Genomic DNA, 20390 nt, shown 5'->3' with positions numbered 1-20390 from the left:
ACTTTCACTGTGGTCTGAAAGTTGCAAAATCGTACTTAATACCCGTCACTATTAAGTAAGTAACATGAAGTTTGATATTAAAGAAGAAGACATGATCATTAAGCCCTACAAAGAAGAAGGGCCAATTTATATACGCGAGCAAAAAGGGTTTTTTCAGCGTATACGCCGTAATTTAGGTTGGTTGCTAATGCTCAGCTTTATCGCCATTCCTTGGATTCAATATAACGGTCAGCAAGCGGTTTTATTGGATGTTGCCACCCAAAAGTTTACTATTTTTGGCCTAACCTTACTACCTCAAGACTTTATGATTCTCGCCATGCTATTTATGGTGGGGGCGTTTGCGTTATTTTTTGTGACCAATTGGCTTGGCCGTGTGTGGTGCGGCTATACTTGCCCGCAAACAATTTGGATGTTGATGTTCTCTTGGGTGGAACAACGTATTGAGGGGACGCGTAACCAGCGTATTAAGCTTGATAAAAGCCCATGGGATATTACCAAGTGGCGTAAAAAAATTACTAAGCACAGTGCATGGCTGGTTATTTCACTCTTAACTGCCACTTCTTTTTTAGCGTATTTTATTCCAGCTAAAACCTTATACCTAGAAATGGTTAATTTTGAATGGTCTGGGATCACCAGTTTTTGGGTGTTTTTATTTGCATTTTGTACCTATGGCAACGCAGGTTTTTTACGAGAAAAAATGTGTACAGTGGCGTGTCCGTATTCGCGCTTTCAATCAGTGATGTTTGATAAAGACACGCTGGTGGTTACTTACGATAGCGAACGAGGTGAAAACCGCGGTCCACGTAAACGTAAAGCCGATCCTAAAGCGCTTAATTTAGGTGACTGTGTAGACTGTAACTTATGTGTTGAAGTATGTCCTGCTGGGATTGATATTCGCAATGGACTGCAATATGAATGTATTAACTGTGGCTTATGTATTGATGCCTGTGACGATACCATGGATAAGTTTGGCTACGAAAAAGGCTTAATTAAATACGCCAGTGAAAAGCAAATGGCGGGGCAAAAAACTAATCCATTTAGGCTCAAGTTAGTGGGCTATGGCGCTTTAACTGCGCTGTTAATTATTTCTATGTTTGCTTGGATGCTACAACGTACGCCTATCGAAGCCTCAGTCCTAAGAGACAGAAACGCACTGTATCGGGTAAATTATGAAGGGTTAGTAGAAAACCCTTATACACTCACCATCATTAACAAAACGCAGCAACCTTTGCATTATTCTATTTCAATTAGTGGGTTAGAAGGTGCGAGCTTGCAAAGTCCTAACGCTGTGTTGGTAGAGCCAGGGTTGATGAAAAGTGTTCCTGTAACGGTTACTGCCGATGGATATGATATACCCACGAAGGTGAGTAAGCTGCAGTTTAAAATTACCGCACAAGAGGACAATAGCATTTCAATTACTAAAGAGAGTCAGTTTTATAAAAACTAGCCCATTTGGTTTTTCGTTGACTATACCTCGGTCGTGTAATTGATTTACTCGGCTGAGGTAAGCTGACTTTTTATAAATGCCTTAGCGCTTGGCAAGTCATCAAACAAGCATTCTTGCAAATGAGCGTCACGGCCTGAGCTGTGCATAATACGTTGTAGTTGCCTTATGGCTATGGGAGAGGTGAGTATAAAGGCACTCATTATGCAATTATTTATCCCCATTGTTTGGCTAACATCGATCATATTTTTTTCAGCGTCAGGGGTGGCGGCCACAACGTCGGGCGAGTGGCTAATATAGCCCCAAGGTTGATGTTTAAACGTTGCAATGGTGTCTAACAGAGCGGCTTTAAAGTGATTTAATAACTCAGGGTTTAAGTTGCCTTTAAATTGCGCAATAACAATATTACCCTCAACATAAAAACTGTAACTGCCGTAATTATTTTTAAATTCCAATAGCCGCTCCTTTGTCTGCACCTTACTATGTGCTGATGAATACCATAACTATTACTTATTAATAATGTAGTCCAACGCCCCCGAAATTGCCGCAACTTGCGCTAATATGCACTCTTCAGGGTTGGCCGTTGCACTATCTGGGTAAACTTCCGTGGTTGTAACGTAGGTTGCATCAGATAACCCCATGCATAAACCTAACTCTTTTGCTGCATAGTTTATTACCCCAAATTGTTCTTGAGGTACACCAATTAATTGTTTATTTTCATCGCTTGGAGCGATGTGTGTGACCTTTTCAACACATTCAATAATAGCTTTTTGAAAAGCAGGCTCTGGTTTGTTGCTGTCAGCGACTAAATAAAAACCGTCTGGAATATTCCAATTAGTATTTACTTTACCTTCGCGCGCTGCAAGTGCAGGGCGAAATTCACTGTTATCTGAATCAGTGGTTTCATGCAAATCGATATGCGCGATTAAATCAGTATTTAAAGATTGCACATAATTCATTACCAATGCAGATTCTTGCGCTGGGCTGCCTTCATAAAAAGAACGGTTTGGATCAATTGCCTCTGGATTCCAGCGGTTTATTGTTTCATAACCCCATGGGCTAATGCAGGGAGTAATCACCAGATTAAATTTCTCTGCGTATTGAGTTGCCAATGTTTTTGCAAACCTTAACGCACCGTGTACTCCGCTGGTTTCGTAGCCATGTACGCCACCAGTGATTAGCACTGTGTGTTTATTTTTATCAAAGTGTTGGGTTTTTAATGCAAACAAAGGGTAACTGTTTTGAGCATAATTAAGTTCACCATATTGCTCTACAATAAGCGTATCTTTTAGCTCATTAATTAGCGTTAATACTTCATCGTTATAGCTACGTTTAATTTTCTGGGCTTCAAGCCATTGGAGTTTATGATTGTTATTCCACTTTTCACCAGGGTTGCCAATAGGGTAGGTACTGTTATTCATAGTAAGCCTTTGCTCTGAATATATTTAATAACTCTAAATGTGCGTTTAAATATAATTGTTCTAATAAAGAAGCAGCTTAACGCTGACTAAAATAGTGCGCAAGTTAATCCGTTGAGTTACAAAATAAATTACTCTTTTCTAAAATCTTCAATCTGCTGTATTACCAGCACAAAAAGGCGAGTTGTTCGTCATTAGTCATCGCTATTTTTTAAAAAACCTCACAAACGTTCGCTAGCGAACAGACGCCGTATTTTTAAGAGCCTACATTATTTATCTATACACTATAGTACGTTGATTTTTATCGTGCTGCATTTCATCCAAGAGGTTACTTATGATGTCACATGGTTATTGGAATGATTGGTACTTTGGTTGGGGTTGGTTTTTATGGTTTGGGATCTTTTTTCTACTTATCTCAACTATTGGCCATTGGGGATATAGCTATCGCTCAAATAAACGCGCTGTTTTACAACAGCATAAAACCGCGTTAGAGATAGTTAAAGAACGCTATGCACAAGGCGATATTGACCATGATGAATACCTGCGTATTAAGGCGGAACTCAGTACCGATTAGCGATACGGTAAATTAGCACACGCAATCTGTTTTTATGTATATGGAGATCGACGCAATGACAGGCTCTTCTGTAAAACACACCGAGCAAAGTAGTACAGAGCTTGCTAATCACCTTGAACAGGGCACCGGTAAAATTGTGTCTGTGCGTGGCAGCGTGATTGATATTCATTTTGAATATCACTTGCCAGCAATTCGTACTCTTTTGCGCTGTGGTAAAGAGAATGAAATTGCCGTTGAGGTATTCTCGCAATTAACCGCTTGGCGAGTACGCGGTATTGCACTGACACCCACACAAGGCTTAGCCCGTGGCATGTCGGTATTAAATACGGGAAAAACACTCACAACACCCGTAGGAAAAAAAACCTTATCGCGGATGTTTGATGTATTTGGTAACCCTATTGATGGTGGCGCGGCTTTGCCAGATGACACCCAATGGCGCAGTGTGCATAACTTACCTCCCGCTTTAGCTGAGCGTTCAACTAAAACAGAAATATTTGAAACGGGTATTAAAATTATTGATGTTTTAATGCCTTTAGAGCGTGGCGGAAAAGCGGGCTTATTTGGTGGTGCTGGCGTTGGTAAAACCGTACTGCTGACTGAAATGATACACAATATGGTCGGTCAGTATAATGGTGTAAGCCTATTTTGTGGGATTGGCGAACGTTGCCGTGAAGGCGAAGAACTCTACCGTGAAATGAAAGAGGCTGGGGTTTTACAAAACATGATTATGGTATTTGGCCAAATGAATGAGCCGCCCGGAGCCCGATTTCGAGTAGGGCATGCGGCGTTAACCATGGCGGAGTACTTTCGTGATGATGAGCATCGCGATGTGTTATTGCTTATGGATAACATATTTAGGTTTATTCAAGCAGGGATGGAAGTTTCAGGACTATTAGGACAGATGCCAGCTCGATTAGGGTATCAACCCACAATGGGGACAGAGCTGTCGCAACTCGAAGAGCGAATAGCAAATACGGGGAGTGGGGCTATTACCTCAATTCAGGCTGTGTATGTCCCCGCAGATGACTTTACTGATCCGGCTGCCGTCCATACTTTTTCTCATTTATCCGCATCTATTGTGTTATCGCGCCAACGTGCAAGTGAAGGGCTGTTCCCCGCAATCGAGCCTTTGCAGTCGAGCTCTAAAATGGCGGCGGTAAGTACCATTGGCAAAAAGCATTATGGCATAGCGCAAAAAATACGGCAGACCTTAGCACAATACGCTGAACTTAAAGACATTATAGCTATGCTCGGAATAGAGCAGCTGTCTGTGGACGATCGCAATATAGTTGATCGTGCTCGTAAACTTGAACGCTTTTTAACCCAGCCTTTTTTTACAACAGAGCAATTTACAGGTGTACCTGGTAAGTCAGTTTCTCTTGACGATGCTCTAGATGGCTGTGAGCGTATTTTAAACGATGAATTTAAAGAGTATCCCGAGAGTGCGCTTTACATGATTGGCAAGATTGATGAAGCACTTAAAAAGGTAAAACACTAAAATTAGAGGTGATCAAAATGTTCTCATCAAGTATGTCATTGAAAATATTGTTGCCATACAAAGTCTTTGCGCAGCATGCTGAGGTTAAACATATTGTCGCCATGACCCGCTACGGTGCCTTTGGCATATTAGCCAACCGGCTTGATTGTGTGATGGCGTTATCGGCGAGCATATTAGAGTGTGAGCTTAATGATACGCAGCATATATACATTGCAATTGATGAAGGCATGTTGGTTAAAACAGGCAACCGTGTGTTTATTTCAGTTCGAAATGCTGTGACTGGTTTGGATTTACATCAGCTACGACGTGCTGTTAATAAACAGTTTTTACAGCAAAACGAACAAGAAAAAATATTAAGCAGGGTTTTGGCAAAAATGGAAAGCCGATTCATTCGCGGATTAACCACGTTTAATCAAAAATAAGGCGCTCGCGTGAACAACAAAAAATGTACCAAAAATAATCGCCCTACATCAACGTTCACTCGGCAAATCAGAAAAGTTGCTATACGTAAAATCAATGTCCAAGATTATGTGTCTAAAACCGTGTGGTCTGGTTTGGGCATGATGGGATTAATTGGTTGGTCGGTGGTTTTGCCTACTATGGTAGGCATTGCAATAGGGCTTTGGATTGATGAACGCTACCCCAGTGAACATTACTGGACACTTATTCTACTCGTGGTTGGCTTATGCATAGGCTGCTTTAATGCTTGGCGTTGGTTAGATAAAGAGAACAAACATATTCATGACCATAAGGATAGCTAACAGCATGATTTATTTAAGCAGTGTCTTGTTTGAATTATTAACGGCGCTTTTAAGTGGCGCATTATTAGGCATCGTTTTTTTTAGTGGATTATGGTGGACCTTAGTCAAATTACCGACAAGTAAATACCCCGTGTTACTTTTTGCATGTAGCTTTGCAATCAGATCAAGCACCGTTGTTTTAGGTATTTACTTAATGTTAGATAGTAGCTGGCTTAGATTAAGTGCACTGCTGCTGGGCTTTATTGCTATTCGAATCATTGCAACGGGTTTTATAGTGCATTTACAGTCTAGCCAACCGGCTAAAAATAATATTCGCTATGCGCCTTAGTCCGGATCAAATCATTTATTGGCAAATGGGCTTTATTAAGCTCAATGCAACGCTTGTGTTTACATGGGCGGTGATGCTGATTTTAGTTATGGGCTCGGTAATCATCACCCGAAAACTATCTATGGGAATGCAGCGCGCTCATTGGCAAAATATAGTAGAAATAGTGGTGCTCGTAATCATAAAACAAATAGAAGAGGTGGGGTTAAAAGATGCGCGTAAATATATCGGCTTTTTAGGCACCTTATTTTTATTTATTGCGATGTCTGCATTATGCACCATTATTCCTGGGTTTGAGCCACCAACTGGGTCTTTATCAAGTACAGTTGCTCTAGCCTTGTTTGTTTTTGTATCGGTGCCGTTTTTTGGGATCCGGCAACGCGGAATACGTAAATACTTTCGTAGTTATATCAAACCAACATTCATTATGCTGCCCTTTAATATTATTAGTGAGGTGTCGCGCACTTTGGCATTAGCCGTTCGTTTATTTGGCAATATGATGAGTGGCGCGATGATCGTTGCTATTTTACTTAGCGTTACGCCTTTGTTATTTCCCATTGTTATGACCGCCTTAGGGTTACTGATGGGCATAGTTCAAGCCTATATCTTTTTTATTTTAGCCAGTGTTTACATTAGTGCGGCAATACGTAAACAGCCTGCTAAAGCACAACCGCCACCCAAAACATGATGTTTAAAAGCGGTGTTTATTTATCAAATAATGAGGATTGTAATATGGATAGTTTAACTTTAATTGCCGTTGTTTCTATTGTAACAGCGGGCTTAACCATTGCCCTTGGGGTTTTAGGTCCTTCTCTTGGTGAAGGTAAAGCCGTTGCGGTTGCTCTTTCTGCACTGGCACAGCAACCTGACGCATCGCCAACAATAACGCGTACCTTATTTGTCGGGTTAGCTATGATTGAGTCAACCGCAATTTACTGTTTTGTGGTCGCGATGATTTTACTGTTTGCCAATCCGTTTTGGAGTTTTGCAATTACTCAAGTCGCTGGGCAATAAGCGATGTTAATTGACTGGTTCACGGTGACCGCACAAGTTATCAACTTTTTGATTCTCATTGCATTACTAAAACGCTTTTTATATCAACCGATCCTCAACGCGCTTGATGCCAGAGAGCAGCATATTGCTAAAGAGCTCAATAATGCCAGTAATAAAAAACAACAAGCAGAAGACATTTTTGATGATTACGTTAATAAAAACACGCTGTTTGAGCAACAACGCACAGAGCGTTTAGCGCAGTTAACGCAAGAGATAAACACGCAGCGCACTGAGCTGTTAACTAAAATGCAAGCGCAAGTTAAAGCGCAGCGTGATAGGCAAACTAACGCGCTTAAAAATGAACAAGCTAACTTAAAGCAAACACTTGTTTTGCGCACTCAACATGAAGTATTTGCTATTGCTCGTAAGGTACTGGCTGAAATAGCCAATGACACATTGGAAACACAAATAACGCGTTTGTTTATTGAGCATTTAATATCATCAGATGAACCTCTATTCGATACTTTCACTGCTTTAGAGCAGCCAATGGTGATTAAAACCGCTTTTGTACTGCCAGCAGAGCAAAAATCACGATTAACTAAAGCACTGAAAGCGCGCTTTAATAATAACTCTCTTGTCATACAATTCGTGGACGACTCTGAGTTACTGTGCGGTATTGAGCTGGCCGCTCAGGGTTATAAAATTGCATGGAGCATAGAAGAGTATCTTAATGCGATGGTTAAAAATATCGAGCAAGGCTTATCCCAAACGACGAGTCATCATAAGCCATCAAATAACGCTGATGTTTCTGCCTCTGAGAAAAAATCAAATGAACCCCATACATAATTGGCTAAATGGCTCGTTTGATGAGGCTTTTGCTGCACTAAAACATGTGCGCCACTCATCCTCTCAAGCACTGCAAATTAATGAAATTGGCACCATTGTGAGTATTGCAACCGGCGTTGCAAAAATTTCAGGCCTACCGAATGTCGGTTTTGAAGAAGTATTACTGTTTCCCAAAGGGATTGTAGGTATTGCTTTTAACATTGACGAGCATAGTGTTGATGCCGTGCTATTAGGCGATTACTGGCACTTAAAAGCCGGTGATGAAGTTAATCGTGCAATGCGTGTGGTTGATGTACCAGTAGGTGAGAGCTTAATTGGTCGTATTATTAATCCTCTTGGTGAGGTTTTAGATGGTAAAGAAAGTTTAGCTGCTGAGCAGCGTTACCCAATAGAGCATCCATCTGCGGCGATTATGGAGCGTGCGCCGGTAACCATGCCATTGCAAACAGGGATTAAAGTAATTGATGCACTTATTCCTATTGGCTTGGGCCAAAGAGAGCTTATTTTAGGAGACCGACAAACCGGTAAAACAGCGATTGCACTCGATACTATTTTGAATCAAAAAGGCCAAAATGTTATTTGCGTTTATTGTGCAATCGGTCAACGAGCGTCGGGGGTTGCCAAAGTGATTGCTCAGCTCAAAAAGCACGATGCGTTAGCGTATACCATCGTCATGGTTACCCAAGGCAATGCACCGCCAGGCCTGGCTTATATTGCCCCATATGCAGCTACGAGTGTGGCTGAGTATTTTATGAATCAAGGACGAGATGTATTAATTGTTTATGATGATTTAACTCATCATGCCCGAGCTTACCGAGAGCTGTCTTTATTATTAGGGCGCCCCCCCGGGCGAGAAGCTTTTCCGGGTGATATTTTTTACATACATTCACGTTTATTAGAGCGCTCTACACATTTGTGTGCCTCTTTAGGAGGGGGGTCATTAACGGCTTTGCCGATCATAGAAACTCAAGAGCAGGATATTTCCGCCTATATCCCTACTAACTTAATATCGATTACGGATGGGCAAATATATTTATCGCCCACGTTATTTGAACTAGGGGTATTGCCCGCCATTGATGTTTCTAAGTCAGTCTCTCGTGTAGGGGCCAAAGCACAAAAAAAAGTATACCAACGTGTGGCGGGCGAGCTAAAACTTGCTTATGCCCAGTTTGAAGAGCTTGAGAACTTTGCGCGTTTTGGCGCTCGTCTTGATGATGATACGCAAAAAATTATTGAACATGGGTTACGCATTCGAGCCTGTTTAATACAAAGTGAATTTACTCATGTGAGCATGCTTGCGCAAGTTGCCATTTTACTGGCATTAAAAAATAATTTATTTGATGCTATTTCTTTAGTGCAGATGGCCAAAGCGCAAATGTTAGTCGCGAACGCGGTCGTGGATTTACCCCATGAGGTGGCTGCTCGCCTAAGCAGTACTGAGTCTATAAAAGACACTGATCTGGCCTTAATAGTAAGCCTTGCCAAAGAGGTGCTGAGTGATTTCAGCGCTACTAAATCTTCACACGAGGATGGGTAACCATTATGAGTGAGAACATGGTTAGTCTTCGCCATAAAATAACCAATGCGGATGACTTAGGTGGAGTTGTTCGCAGCATGAAAACCATGGCGTCATCAAATATTAGTCAGTACGAAAATGCCGTTGCCGCATTAGATGATTATTACCGTACGGTCCTACTGGGTTTAACAGCATGTTTACTAAAACAGCCAAATAATACGACCGACAATAAAGTCCCATGTTTATTAACGGGTGTTATTGTGTTTGGTTCAGATCAAGGGTTGGTTGGCCAATTTAACGATATAATGAGTGAGTTTGTAGTTAAAAAGCTCAAAACGATTCACGGTGAAAAAATACTCTTTACTGTAGGCGAGCGTGTTCAAGCGCGGTTAATTCAGGCAAAGCTTAATGTGAAAAGTAACTTTAGCTTACCAAATACCATTGATACTGTTAGTGTGCTGGTGGGGCAAATATTGATGCAAATAGATGCATTACGCGAACAGGGCGAATTGGGGCATGTTTATGTGTGCCATCATCACCCACAAAAGGGCGCACTTTATCAGCCTGTGTGCGAACAGCTGTTACCCATACAGCAAAGTTGGCAAACAAATTTAGCCAACGTGCACTGGCCAACAAATAACTTACCGCAAACTTTACCTAATCACCAATACACGTTTCGTTGCCTAATTAGAGAGTATCTATTTGTAAGTTTGTACCGCGCCTGCGCTGAATCATTAGCAAGCGAAAACAGTAGCCGGTTAGCCGCAATGCAACGAGCACAAACCAACATAGAAGAATTAAAAGAAAGATTAAGTCAAACCTATAATCGCTTACGTCAATCGAGTATTGATGAAGAGCTATTTGATATTGTCGCCAGTTTTTTAGCACTAAAAAAATCAAATCCTAATGGATAGCCAACGACTAGCTACTTATTAAATATAAAAAGCTTGCAATGTGGTTAAAAAGCGAGCAGCGTTAAAGGAGGGCAATAATGGTTATAAAAGCACTGCTTAATTGACTCGTTTTATTAAACCGAGAAAAGCAGTAAATAGTTTTATGCTGCAATCATAAAGCGAAGATAATACAGCAACTGTGTTGTTACTCGTTTTAAACAAAATTTAAGTGAGCTGTATAACGGTTATTTTACATAACAATACAGTTTGCCCTTAAAGGAGATGCGTTTTGATCTCAAGGAATATAAGATCATGCATGAGCTACCCCATACAACCGACACGTATTTAAAAAATCATTTATTGGCTGCCTTGCCACAAGATGTGCAAGAGAGGATCTTTCCATACATAGAAATAGTCCCGTTACCTTTGGGCAAGGTGTTATACGAGCCTGGAAATAAGCTCGCCCATGTGTATTTTCCTATCGATGCAATTGTATCTTTGTTGTACGTGATGGAAAACGGCTCCTCAGCAGAGATATCCGTAGTGGGTAATGAAGGTGTTATCGGCATTGCATTATTTATGGGAGGCGGGAGTACTTCTAGTCGAGCCATCGTACAAAGTGCTGGCAGTGCTTATCGGCTTAAAGGGTGTCGATTAACTGAAGAATTTAACCGCCATGGTAAATTACTCGATCTTATGCTGCGTTATACTCAATCACTGATCACTCAAATGGCGCAAACAGCAGTATGTAATCGCCATCATTCAATTGATCAGCAGCTTTGTCGTTGGCTGTTACTCTCTTTAGATCGCTTACCTGATAATCACCTAACCATGACCCAAGAACTTATTGCTAACATGTTAGGTGTGCGTCGCGAAGGGGTAACCGAAGCAGCAGGAAAATTACAAAAACTAGGCGTAATTCATTATCAGCGAGGTCATATCACGGTACTTAATAGGAAAAGGCTAGAAGAGCTAAGCTGCGAATGCTATGAAGTAGTAAAAACAGAGACCGACCGTTTACTGCCTTATATGAAAAACCCCTAACTCTCCTTTTTTAAATTCTAATTTATTTAAAGGCCTAACTTTAGTTTAGGCCTTTCGCCGTCTTGGCATCACTCTCCTTAATTTGCATGACTATGTATGCTATCGAACAGACTGTTTGTCACTCAAACCGATAGGATGGAATACGTAAGCTAGCATCTTACTCCTCGATTTACGCTGCTAATCACTCATCAAGCAAGACTGTTTATATGAGCCGATTTTTTTGGCGTAACACATTGTTTTTATAAAAATATCATAAATGCACTCAGGGTAAGAGTATTATGCAATCTATATTGGATTTAATATTTAGGCGTAAAAAGTGTGACCCTCTTTGGAGCAGCACAGATCCAGTTCGAGAAGAATTATTTGGGGTAGAGCGTCTTGAAAAACACGCAACCAGTTTGGCAAAAGCACAGCAAGTTGCCAAGCATGCTCCTAGGGTCATGTGTTTGCGCAAACGGGTTGATGAAAACGCGACTGCTCTATTAAATGCGTATCAAGATAGCGCCGCAGAGATAGCACGAGGCAGTGTTGTCGTGCCTGCTGCAGAATGGTTATTGGATAATTACCACCTTGTAGAGCAGCAAATACGCGAAGTTCGCGACGACTTACCCGCGCATTACTACCGCCAACTTCCTAAACTATTGAACGGCCCATTTAAGGGCTACCCACGTGTGTTTGGTTTAGCTTGGGCTTATGTAGCCCATACCGATAGCTTAGTTGAACAAGAGAGTCTGATCCGCTTTATTCGTGCCTATCAAAAGGTGCAACCATTAACCATTGGTGAATTATGGGCTGTGGCAATCACCCTGCGGATTGTTTTAATTGAAAACCTGCGTAGATTAGCCGATCAAATTTCATTCGGTAGAGCGCAACGAGAAGAAGCTGATCGGCTAACACAAACATTATTAGAGACGCAAAGTACACAAGCAACGTTTCAAGCCGAAATACAAAACCGCTCAACCCAACCCCTCTCATTAGTATTTGCATCACAACTTGCAAAACGGTTACGAGATCAAGACCCAAAAACAACCCCTGCACTTGAATGGTTAACACTGCGTTTGTCAAAGCAGCAGCTAACAATAGACAAAATTGTTAAGCTTGAACAGCAGCGCCAAGGTGCTTCTAACGTCAGTATACGCAATGTGATCACCAGTATGCGTTTGATCTCTGATATTGATTGGGCGGATTTATTTGAAGCGGTGAGTTTAGTTGATCAACAGTTGAATCAAAATACGCTATTTAGTGCCATGGATTTTGCTACGCGCAGCCTTTATCGAAGTGCCGTTGAACAACTTGCACGTGGATGCAACTATGATGAAGTTGAAATTGCTAAACGAGTCATTGAAATGGCTAAACAAAGTGCAGCTACCCCTAGCGATTGTTTAGGCGAAGAGCAACAAATAGAACGTACGCGTATACAAGAGCCCGGTAACTATTTAATCGGAGAAGGCCGGCTAAGCTTTGAAAAATCAATAGACTATAAGCCAACCATACGCTTGTTTATGCGCCGCCTACATCTTCGATTAGGAGTAACCGGTTATATCGCATCAGTGGCAGGGCTTGCACTGGTAATCCTCTCTAGCGTATTTTTATATGCTGAATTTTTAACGCTTAGCACAACACAATTGATTTTATGGTTTGTCATTGGGTTTATTCCGGCAACCGAGGCCGCCACTACCATTGTTAATCGCTTAGTCACGTGGCAATTTGGCTCAATGACACTACCTGCGTTAGCGCTTAAATCGGGTGTGCCAAGCTCACTGCGCACATTAATAGTGATCCCCACCTTGCTAACCAACAAAGCGCAATTACTTGAACAAATAGAGCGCTTAGAAGTGCATTATTTAAGCGGTATTGAGGGTGATGTGAGTTTTGCATTACTCACCGATGGCTTAGATGCCGAGCAACAAAGCCTAGCTAGCGATGAGGTTTTACTCACCTTAGTAAGCAATAAAATAAAGGCGTTAAATGAGCAATACACCAAGGGAGAAAACAGTGCGCGGTTTTTACTGTTACATCGCAAGCGTTTATTTAATGCGCAAGAAAATACATGGATGGGGTGGGAGCGAAAACGTGGCAAGCTTCAAGAGCTAAACCGCTTATTACGCGGGGCAACCGATACTAGTTATATTGCGGTTAATGGCGTACAGCCAAATGTCCCCGAAGGAGTGCGCTATGTGATCACACTCGATGGGGATACCCGATTACCTCGCGAAAGTGCATTAAGGCTAATTGGTAAAATGGCTCACCCATTAAACCGCCCTCGGTTTGATAGCAATAAGCAACGTGTAGTGGCCGGTTACGGTATTTTACAGCCACGGGTGACTCCTTCACTCTCAATTGGTAGCGAAGGGTCTATTTATCAGCGTACATTTTCAGCCCCCGGTGGCATTGACCCATATACGGCGGCGGTATCCGATGTGTATCAAGATTTATTTGGCGAGGGGTCATTTACCGGTAAAGGCATTTACGATGTCGATACCTTTAATGCCACACAGGGTAACCGCGTGGCTGAAAATACCATGCTTAGCCATGATTTATTTGAGGGCATTTTTGCGCGAGCAGGGTTGGTTTCTGATATTGAAGTTGTTGAGGAGTTTCCTGCCCGTTACGATGAAGCGCAAAAACGTCAGCACCGGTGGATACGTGGCGATTGGCAATTATTGCCTTGGATTTTTAGTAAATTTTCCGATAAAAGAGCGGTTAATTATTTAGGACGATTAAAACTTGTTGATAACCTACGTCGCTCACTCGTCGCACCCGCAACGATACTCGCATTTGGATTATGTTGGCTGCTGCCATTCCCTTTAGCTATGATAAGTACCATGTTATTACTTAGCAGTATTGCAATTCCATCATTTATTTTTTGTTTATTTTCAATTATTCCCCATCATTCAGGTATTGATCCACAAAGCCATTTACGCCGATGGTTAGAAGATTTACAACTGGCATTAAACCAAACACTTTTATCTATAGTATTTTTAGCCGATCAGAGTTGGCGAACCATTGATGCAATTATGCGTAGCTTATCGCGTTTATTAATCACCCACAAAAATTGCCTTGAGTGGACCACCGCTGCACATTGCAGCAGTGAGTCACGGCTAGGATTTTGGGGGTTTTATCGCACCATGTTGCCCAGCCTATTAATGGTAACGGTAATTTTGAGTGGAGTACTGATACTTAATCCTGCAATTTGGGTGATAGCGCTGCCTTTTGCTATTACATGGTTTTTGGCGCCTGCAATTGCTTATTGGGTAAGTCGAGCTCCAGCGTTAATACACATTAAAAAATTAAGCGAAAATGAAACCCTATTGCGCCATACCGCGCGACGAACATGGCGTTATTTTGAAACCTTCGTGAGCGTCTCTGACAACATGCTGCCGCCCGATAACTTTCAAGAACAACCAAAAGCGGTTATTGCTCATAGAACCTCGCCGACCAATATTGGGCTTTATTTATTATCGTGTATTGCCGCGCGTGATTTTGGCTGGGCAGGGCTAGTAGAGACAATCGAGCGACTAGAAGCGACCTTTATCACACTGCATAAACTGATTAAACACAAAGGCCATTTGTTTAATTGGTACGATACGCAAACATTAATGCCGCTTTTACCAGAGTATGTTTCATCAGTAGACAGTGGTAATTTGGCTGGGCACTTAATCACCTTGGCCAATAGTTGCGATGAACTAAAAGTAACGCCTGCAAGTGACTATATACGTGCTGGATTACTCGATAATATTCAACTGGCACGCCAAGCACTTATCTCTAATAAACTAATAATGCCAACAGAGCCGCAGGCTTCGCAGGTTGGCGCATTAGCAGACCCTGATCTTAAAACGCAGTTAATGACATTGATTGATGATATAGAAAACGCCATAGTGAGCGCGCAAACCCTCGAGTCAGAGTTACCATCATTAATCACCTTAACTCATCAAGCCACTCATTTAGCCGTTGAGTTATCAGGGCAAATTAAACAGGAAAAACATCACAAAGCTGCAGCTGAAGCACCCATAGATTTATTTTATTGGCTTAACGCTTTAAGTAATCTACTGATGCAGCAACAAATTGATAATGCACTTTGTGAGCAACAAACGAATGAGCTTAATACACGAATAACAACCCTCAGTAATGCAGCCAGAACAATGGCCATGGCCATGGACTTTAGCTTTTTGGTTGACCCGCAGCGAAAGCTACTAGCGATTGGTTTTTCGTTAACTGAAAACTCACTAGAAACCAGCTGTTATGATTTATTAGCCTCAGAAGCACGTTTAGCGAGTTTATTCGCTATTGCCAAAGGCGATATTGCCACCAAACACTGGTTTAGACTGGGGCGTACATCCACGCCAATGGGCAAAGGCTCCGCGCTTATTTCGTGGTCTGGCTCTATGTTTGAATATTTAATGCCTTCGTTAATTATGCGTGCACCAGCGGGTAGTTTATTAGCGCAAACAAACCAATTAATTGTAAAATGCCAGCAAGAGTATGCAGATAAGTTAGGCATTCCTTGGGGTATCTCTGAGTCGGGGTATAACGCACGAGATATTGAATTTACCTATCAATATTCAAATTTTGGCGTACCAGGGCTGGGTTTAAAACGGGGCTTGGCAGATAACACCGTGATTGCACCTTATGCAACCGGGTTAGCTGCCATGGTCAATCCACAAGCGGCAGTTGATAATTTTAAGCGTTTAAATGAGATGGGCGCCTGTGCGCGTTTTGGTTTTTATGAAGCGCTAGATTTTACCCCCTCAAGGTTGCCGTTAGAAAGTACATTCGCGCTAGTTAAAAGCTATATGGCTCATCATCAAGGCATGACCATAGTGTCTATCGCTAATACCTTAAATAACAGCCAATTTAGACAGCGTTTTCATCAAGAGCCAATGATCAAAGCCTGTGAGTTATTATTGCAAGAGCGGGTGCCAAGGGACGTATCAACCAGTCATCCGCGCGCTGAAAAAGTAAACGTATCGTCTTCATTACTTAACTCAAACACGCCCAAAGTGCGGTATTTAAATACTGCAGAACAGGGGCCACCTATGACGCATATTTTATCTAATGGTCATTATAGTGTGATGTTAACGCCAACCGGTGCAGGGTATAGTCATTGGCGCGATACTGCCATTACGCGCTGGCAAGAGGATGTGACTTGTAATAATTACGGCAGTTTTATTTTTTTAAAAGATATTAACAGCGGTAAGTTATGGACGAATGGCGCTCAACCGCTTGGCTGTGAAGGGCATCATACTAGTGCAGAATTTGCAGAAGACCACGCACAATTTATACATCATGATGCATCTTTTACCACCATCACCGACATTTTAGTCTCTGGTGAAGATGACAGCGAAGTGCGGCGTGTATCATTAAATAATAATGGCCATAATGAACGTGATATAGAGTTAACCTCCTATTTTGAATTAGTACTAAGTAGCGCTAAAGCAGATAATGCACACCCGGCATTTAACAAAATGTTTGTGCAAACCGAATATCTAGAACAATACAATGCGTTAATTGCCACCCGACGTACACGCGAAGAACACGAACCTGAAATTTGGGTGGCACATTTTGCTGTTGTTGAGGGCGAAGTGTGTGAGCCAGTGCAATATGAAACCGACAGAGCACTATTTATTGGTCGAGGTAATACATTGGCCGACGCCACGGCACTTACACATCATGGCGCACGGCAAACAGCAAAAAACAGCGCTATAAATGAGTATGAATACGCCAGTAAAGCGTTGTCTAATTCAGTGGGCACTGTGCTTGATCCTATTTTTTCACTGCGTTGTCGCGTACATGTTAAAAGTGGAGACGTTGTTCGCGTTGCATTTTGGACGATGGTCGCTTCTTCTAAAGCGCAGTTAATTGATTTAATTGACCGTCATCATGATCGAAATGCATATGAACGTGCAAAAACGTTAGCCTGGACTCAAGCGCAAGTTCAACTGAGGCATTTTGCTATTAGTGCATCGGAGGCGGCAGATTTTCAGCATTTATCGGCACCGATTTTATATGCAGATTTACGTTTTAGAGCGCCCGAGGCTGTTATTCAGCGAGGGGTCGAGAGTCAATCAATGCTCTGGACTTATTCCGTTTCCGGTGATTTACCAATTGTATTGATGCATATTGATGATGTGCAAGATATCCCGCAGGTTAAACAATTACTGCGTGCTCAAGAATACTGGCGGATGAAATGCCTTCATGTTGATATTGTAATTATTAACGAACATGTAGGTTCCTACAGACAAGAACTACAAACAGTATTAGAAACCGCAGTACGAAGTATTCAGCCCAGTGATAATTTTAACGCAGGCTTTGATACTCAATCAGTACAAGGCACGGTCCATATTTTACGTGCGGATTTAATTACAGTGCAGGCCGCTGAGTTATTAAAATCAATTGCCAGAGTGGTGCTAATTGCGCATCGAGGAACAATCGCCGAACAACTGGCTTTTATTCCCAAGCCTCATGTATGGAATAGGCAAGCTCATCCAGGGTTAAAACTCGCCTCTTCAAGCACTAATGTATCGGGGGAAGTATTACTGACATTATTAAAAAATAGTTTGGAATTTTTTAATGGGATTGGTGGTTTTTCGGATGATGGTCGCCAATATACCATTATTTTAAAATCAGGGTTATCGACCCCTGCGCCGTGGATAAATGTGATTGCTAATGCTCAGTTTGGTTTTCATGTAGCAGCTGAAGGGGGTGGGTATACTTGGTCTGAAAACAGTCGCGAAAACAAATTAACCCCGTGGAGTAACGATCCTGTGTCAAACCCTTCAGGGGAAGCCATATACATTCGTGATGAAGACACCTTTGAGTTATTTACCGCGACAGCATCGCCTTTAAAGCATCATGCTACTAATCAAGACGCTTTTATTACTCACCATGGGTTTGGTTATAGTCGGTTTGAACACCAAGCCGATAAACTGTCCTTATCATTATTACAGTATGTGCCACTGGATGATCCAATAAAAATTTCGCGCTTAACCTTGCACAATAAATCATCGTCGCGACGACGTTTACGTATTACACATTATACCGAATGGGTGCTGGGTATTAACCGAAGTGAGTCTGCGGCATCGATCACCTGTGAGCTTGATGCTAAAACGAACGCTATTTTTATACAAAATCGGTGGAATACAGCGTTTGGCAATCGCGTGGCCTTTACCGATTTAAACGCTATGCAAACCCAGTGGACAAGCGATCGTACTGAGTTTTTAGGGTGTAATGGCAACATGAGTTCGCCTGCGGCACTTCTGTGTAATACGCCGCTATCTAAAAAGTTAGGGGCGGGTCACGACCCCTGTACAGCGCAGCAGTGCGTGATTGAATTAGCACCTGGAGAGTCAAAAGAAATTGTTGCTTTTATTGGTCAATGCGCATCAGCTCAAGAAGCAAGCGAATTGATCAGTCGATATCGCAAAATAGACTTAAATAGCGTATTTGATGAAGTCACCTCACACTGGCATAAAACGTTACACGCTGTGCAAGTTAAAACACCCGATAGAGCAATGGATATCATGCTTAATGGCTGGCTGTTGTATCAAACAATTGCCTGTAGGATGTGGGCGCGGTCTGCTTTTTATCAATCAAGTGGCGCGTATGGATTTCGCGATCAATTACAAGATTCACTGGCACTTACTTTTGCATCGCCCGCACTGAGTCGGGCGCATATTATCCGTGCAGCAGGGCGTCAGTTTATTCAAGGTGATGTACAACATTGGTGGTTACCGCATTCTGGGCAAGGTGTGCGCACGCGTATTAGTGACGATAAAATATGGCTTGCGTATACAACCGCAAAATATGTATTAACCAGTGGCGATAACAGTATTTTAGATGAAAAAATTGCATTTATAGATGGCCCAATACTAACGGATGAACAACATGAAACGTATTTTCAAGCAAAAACATCTGATAGCGCAGCAAGTTTATTTGAGCATTGTATGCGCTCAATCGAGCACGGGATAGCGCAAACAGGTGAGCATGGTTTACCGCTTATTGGCACTGGCGATTGGAATGATGGCATGAACCGAGTGGGGGCAAAAGGCAAAGGCGAAAGCGTGTGGTTAGGCTGGTTCTTGATAAGTACCATTGAGCTATTTTTACCTTTATTAAAAGCGCGAGCGGATGAACCGACAACGTCGCAAAGTTCAACCGCTAATGAATCATCCCCTGTAATCACCAATATGCAGCGTGCAGCTAATTTAGAAGATTATGTTGATACTTTAAAACACAATATTGAAGTACACGCCTGGGATGGGCAATGGTATCGACGAGCTAGTTTTGACGATGGTAGCTGGATTGGGGCAAAACCAAACAAAGAATGCAAAATTGATTCTATTGCGCAGTCATGGGCGGTGTTATCTAAAGCGGCGAATAGTAAGCGTAGCAAAACCGCGATGGCCGCGGTTGATAAGCATTTAACCTTGGATAAAGAGCCGCTGGTTTTATTATTTACACCGCCATTTATAAATAGCCAACCAGACCCTGGCTACATTAAAAGCTACCCTGCGGGGCTTCGTGAAAACGGGGGCCAATATAGCCATGCTGCAATGTGGTTAATATTGGCACATACCCAACTAGGGTATGGCAATAAAGCGCACGATTTGTTTTGTATGCTCAACCCAATTAATTATTCATCTAATAAAGAAAAAGCATACAAATACAAAGTTGAGCCCTACGTGCTTGCAGCCGATGTGTATTCTGTTGCTCCTCATTGTGGGCGAGGCGGGTGGACATGGTATACCGGTGCCGCATCTTGGATGTACAGAGCCGCCATGGAGGGGATTTTAGGAATTTACCGAGAAGGCAGCATTTTGATTGTTAATCCGTGTATTCCAAGTGATTGGAGCGATTTTGAGGCCAAGGTTAATGTTGAAAATACCCAGTATGCAATAACCGTTCATCAAAGTGGGGGGGCTGCTAAAAAAGTTATTAGTGGTGAACTAGATGGCAAATTACTCGCGTTATGCGATGGCCTCATACGCGCGCCGTTAGATCAAAAAGCACATGCGCTAAACGTTGTTATTAAATTGGAAAAAACATAAACGATGGCAAAACTTACATACAGGTTATAAG

15 protein-coding genes are annotated in these 20390 nt (G+C 42.1%); 13 read left to right on the top strand and 2 right to left on the bottom strand.

The features are described from left to right. Positions 1-64: 64 nt before the first annotated feature. Positions 65-1447, top strand: coding sequence for a cytochrome c oxidase accessory protein CcoG (gene ccoG / locus ND6B_RS16600; RefSeq protein ID WP_033102667.1), 1383 nt, complete (start codon positions 65-67; stop codon positions 1445-1447). A 44-nt stretch (positions 1448-1491) separates the two neighbouring features. Here the strand turns inward: ccoG and ND6B_RS16605 are convergent, their stop codons facing one another. Beyond that, positions 1492-1899, bottom strand: coding sequence for a hypothetical protein (locus ND6B_RS16605; protein ID WP_033102666.1), 408 nt, complete (start codon positions 1897-1899; stop codon positions 1492-1494). A 51-nt stretch (positions 1900-1950) separates the two neighbouring features. Continuing rightward, complete coding sequence (locus ND6B_RS16610; protein WP_024601173.1) at positions 1951-2865, bottom strand: M14 family metallopeptidase; 915 nt, start codon at positions 2863-2865, stop codon at positions 1951-1953. Between the two features lie 331 nt (positions 2866-3196). Between ND6B_RS16610 and ND6B_RS16615 the strand changes: the two genes are divergently transcribed. The 12 genes from ND6B_RS16615 to ND6B_RS16665 all read left to right on the top strand — a co-directional run bounded on the left by ND6B_RS16615 (position 3197) and on the right by ND6B_RS16665 (position 20359). Further along, positions 3197-3436, top strand: a complete 240-nt coding sequence (locus ND6B_RS16615; protein ID WP_235420433.1) for an SHOCT domain-containing protein — start codon at positions 3197-3199, stop codon at positions 3434-3436. Between the two features lie 55 nt (positions 3437-3491). Further along, positions 3492-4934: a F0F1 ATP synthase subunit beta gene (atpD, locus tag ND6B_RS16620; RefSeq protein WP_081844630.1), complete on the top strand. Its 1443-nt coding sequence runs from the start codon at positions 3492-3494 to the stop codon at positions 4932-4934. Positions 4935-4951: 17 nt separating this feature from the next. Further along, positions 4952-5356, top strand: coding sequence for a F0F1 ATP synthase subunit epsilon (locus tag ND6B_RS16625; RefSeq protein WP_028835814.1), 405 nt, complete (start codon positions 4952-4954; stop codon positions 5354-5356). 9 nt (positions 5357-5365) lie between these two features. Continuing rightward, the gene (locus tag ND6B_RS16630; RefSeq protein ID WP_033102664.1) at positions 5366-5695 is read left to right on the top strand and encodes an AtpZ/AtpI family protein; all 330 of its coding nucleotides are present in this window, start codon (positions 5366-5368) and stop codon (positions 5693-5695) included. 4 nt (positions 5696-5699) lie between these two features. Next, the gene (locus ND6B_RS0118955; protein WP_051686703.1) at positions 5700-6023 is read left to right on the top strand and encodes an ATP synthase subunit I; all 324 of its coding nucleotides are present in this window, start codon (positions 5700-5702) and stop codon (positions 6021-6023) included. Further along, entirely contained in the window at positions 6013-6708 is a 696-nt protein-coding gene (locus ND6B_RS16635) for a F0F1 ATP synthase subunit A (RefSeq protein WP_033102663.1), read from the top strand. Before ND6B_RS0118955 ends, ND6B_RS16635 begins: the two co-directional genes overlap by 11 nt. Positions 6709-6752: 44 nt before the next feature. Beyond that, positions 6753-7034: a F0F1 ATP synthase subunit C gene (locus ND6B_RS16640; RefSeq protein ID WP_033102680.1), complete on the top strand. Its 282-nt coding sequence runs from the start codon at positions 6753-6755 to the stop codon at positions 7032-7034. Between the two features lie 3 nt (positions 7035-7037). Next, positions 7038-7859, top strand: coding sequence for a F0F1 ATP synthase subunit delta (locus ND6B_RS16645; RefSeq protein ID WP_033102662.1), 822 nt, complete (start codon positions 7038-7040; stop codon positions 7857-7859). After that, complete coding sequence (locus ND6B_RS16650) at positions 7843-9396, top strand: alternate F1F0 ATPase, F1 subunit alpha (RefSeq protein ID WP_033102661.1); 1554 nt, start codon at positions 7843-7845, stop codon at positions 9394-9396. The genes ND6B_RS16645 and ND6B_RS16650 overlap by 17 nt, the downstream gene beginning before the upstream one ends. 5 nt (positions 9397-9401) lie before the next feature. Further along, positions 9402-10289 (top strand): F0F1 ATP synthase subunit gamma, encoded by an 888-nt coding sequence (locus ND6B_RS16655; protein ID WP_033102660.1) that lies wholly within the window; start codon positions 9402-9404, stop codon positions 10287-10289. A gap of 291 nt (positions 10290-10580) precedes the next feature. Next, a complete protein-coding gene (locus ND6B_RS16660) occupies positions 10581-11312 on the top strand; it encodes a Crp/Fnr family transcriptional regulator (RefSeq protein WP_028835806.1) in 732 nt (243 codons plus the stop codon). 278 nt (positions 11313-11590) lie between these two features. Continuing rightward, positions 11591-20359, top strand: coding sequence for a GH36-type glycosyl hydrolase domain-containing protein (locus ND6B_RS16665; protein WP_033102659.1), 8769 nt, complete (start codon positions 11591-11593; stop codon positions 20357-20359). Positions 20360-20390: the final 31 nt, after the last annotated feature.

Source organism: Pseudoalteromonas sp. ND6B, from assembly GCF_000764215.1.
GTDB classification, from domain to species: domain Bacteria; phylum Pseudomonadota; class Gammaproteobacteria; order Enterobacterales; family Alteromonadaceae; genus Pseudoalteromonas; species Pseudoalteromonas tetraodonis.
The sequence above is the reverse complement of the archived record's forward strand: the minus strand, read 5'-3'. Positions and strand labels throughout refer to the sequence as shown.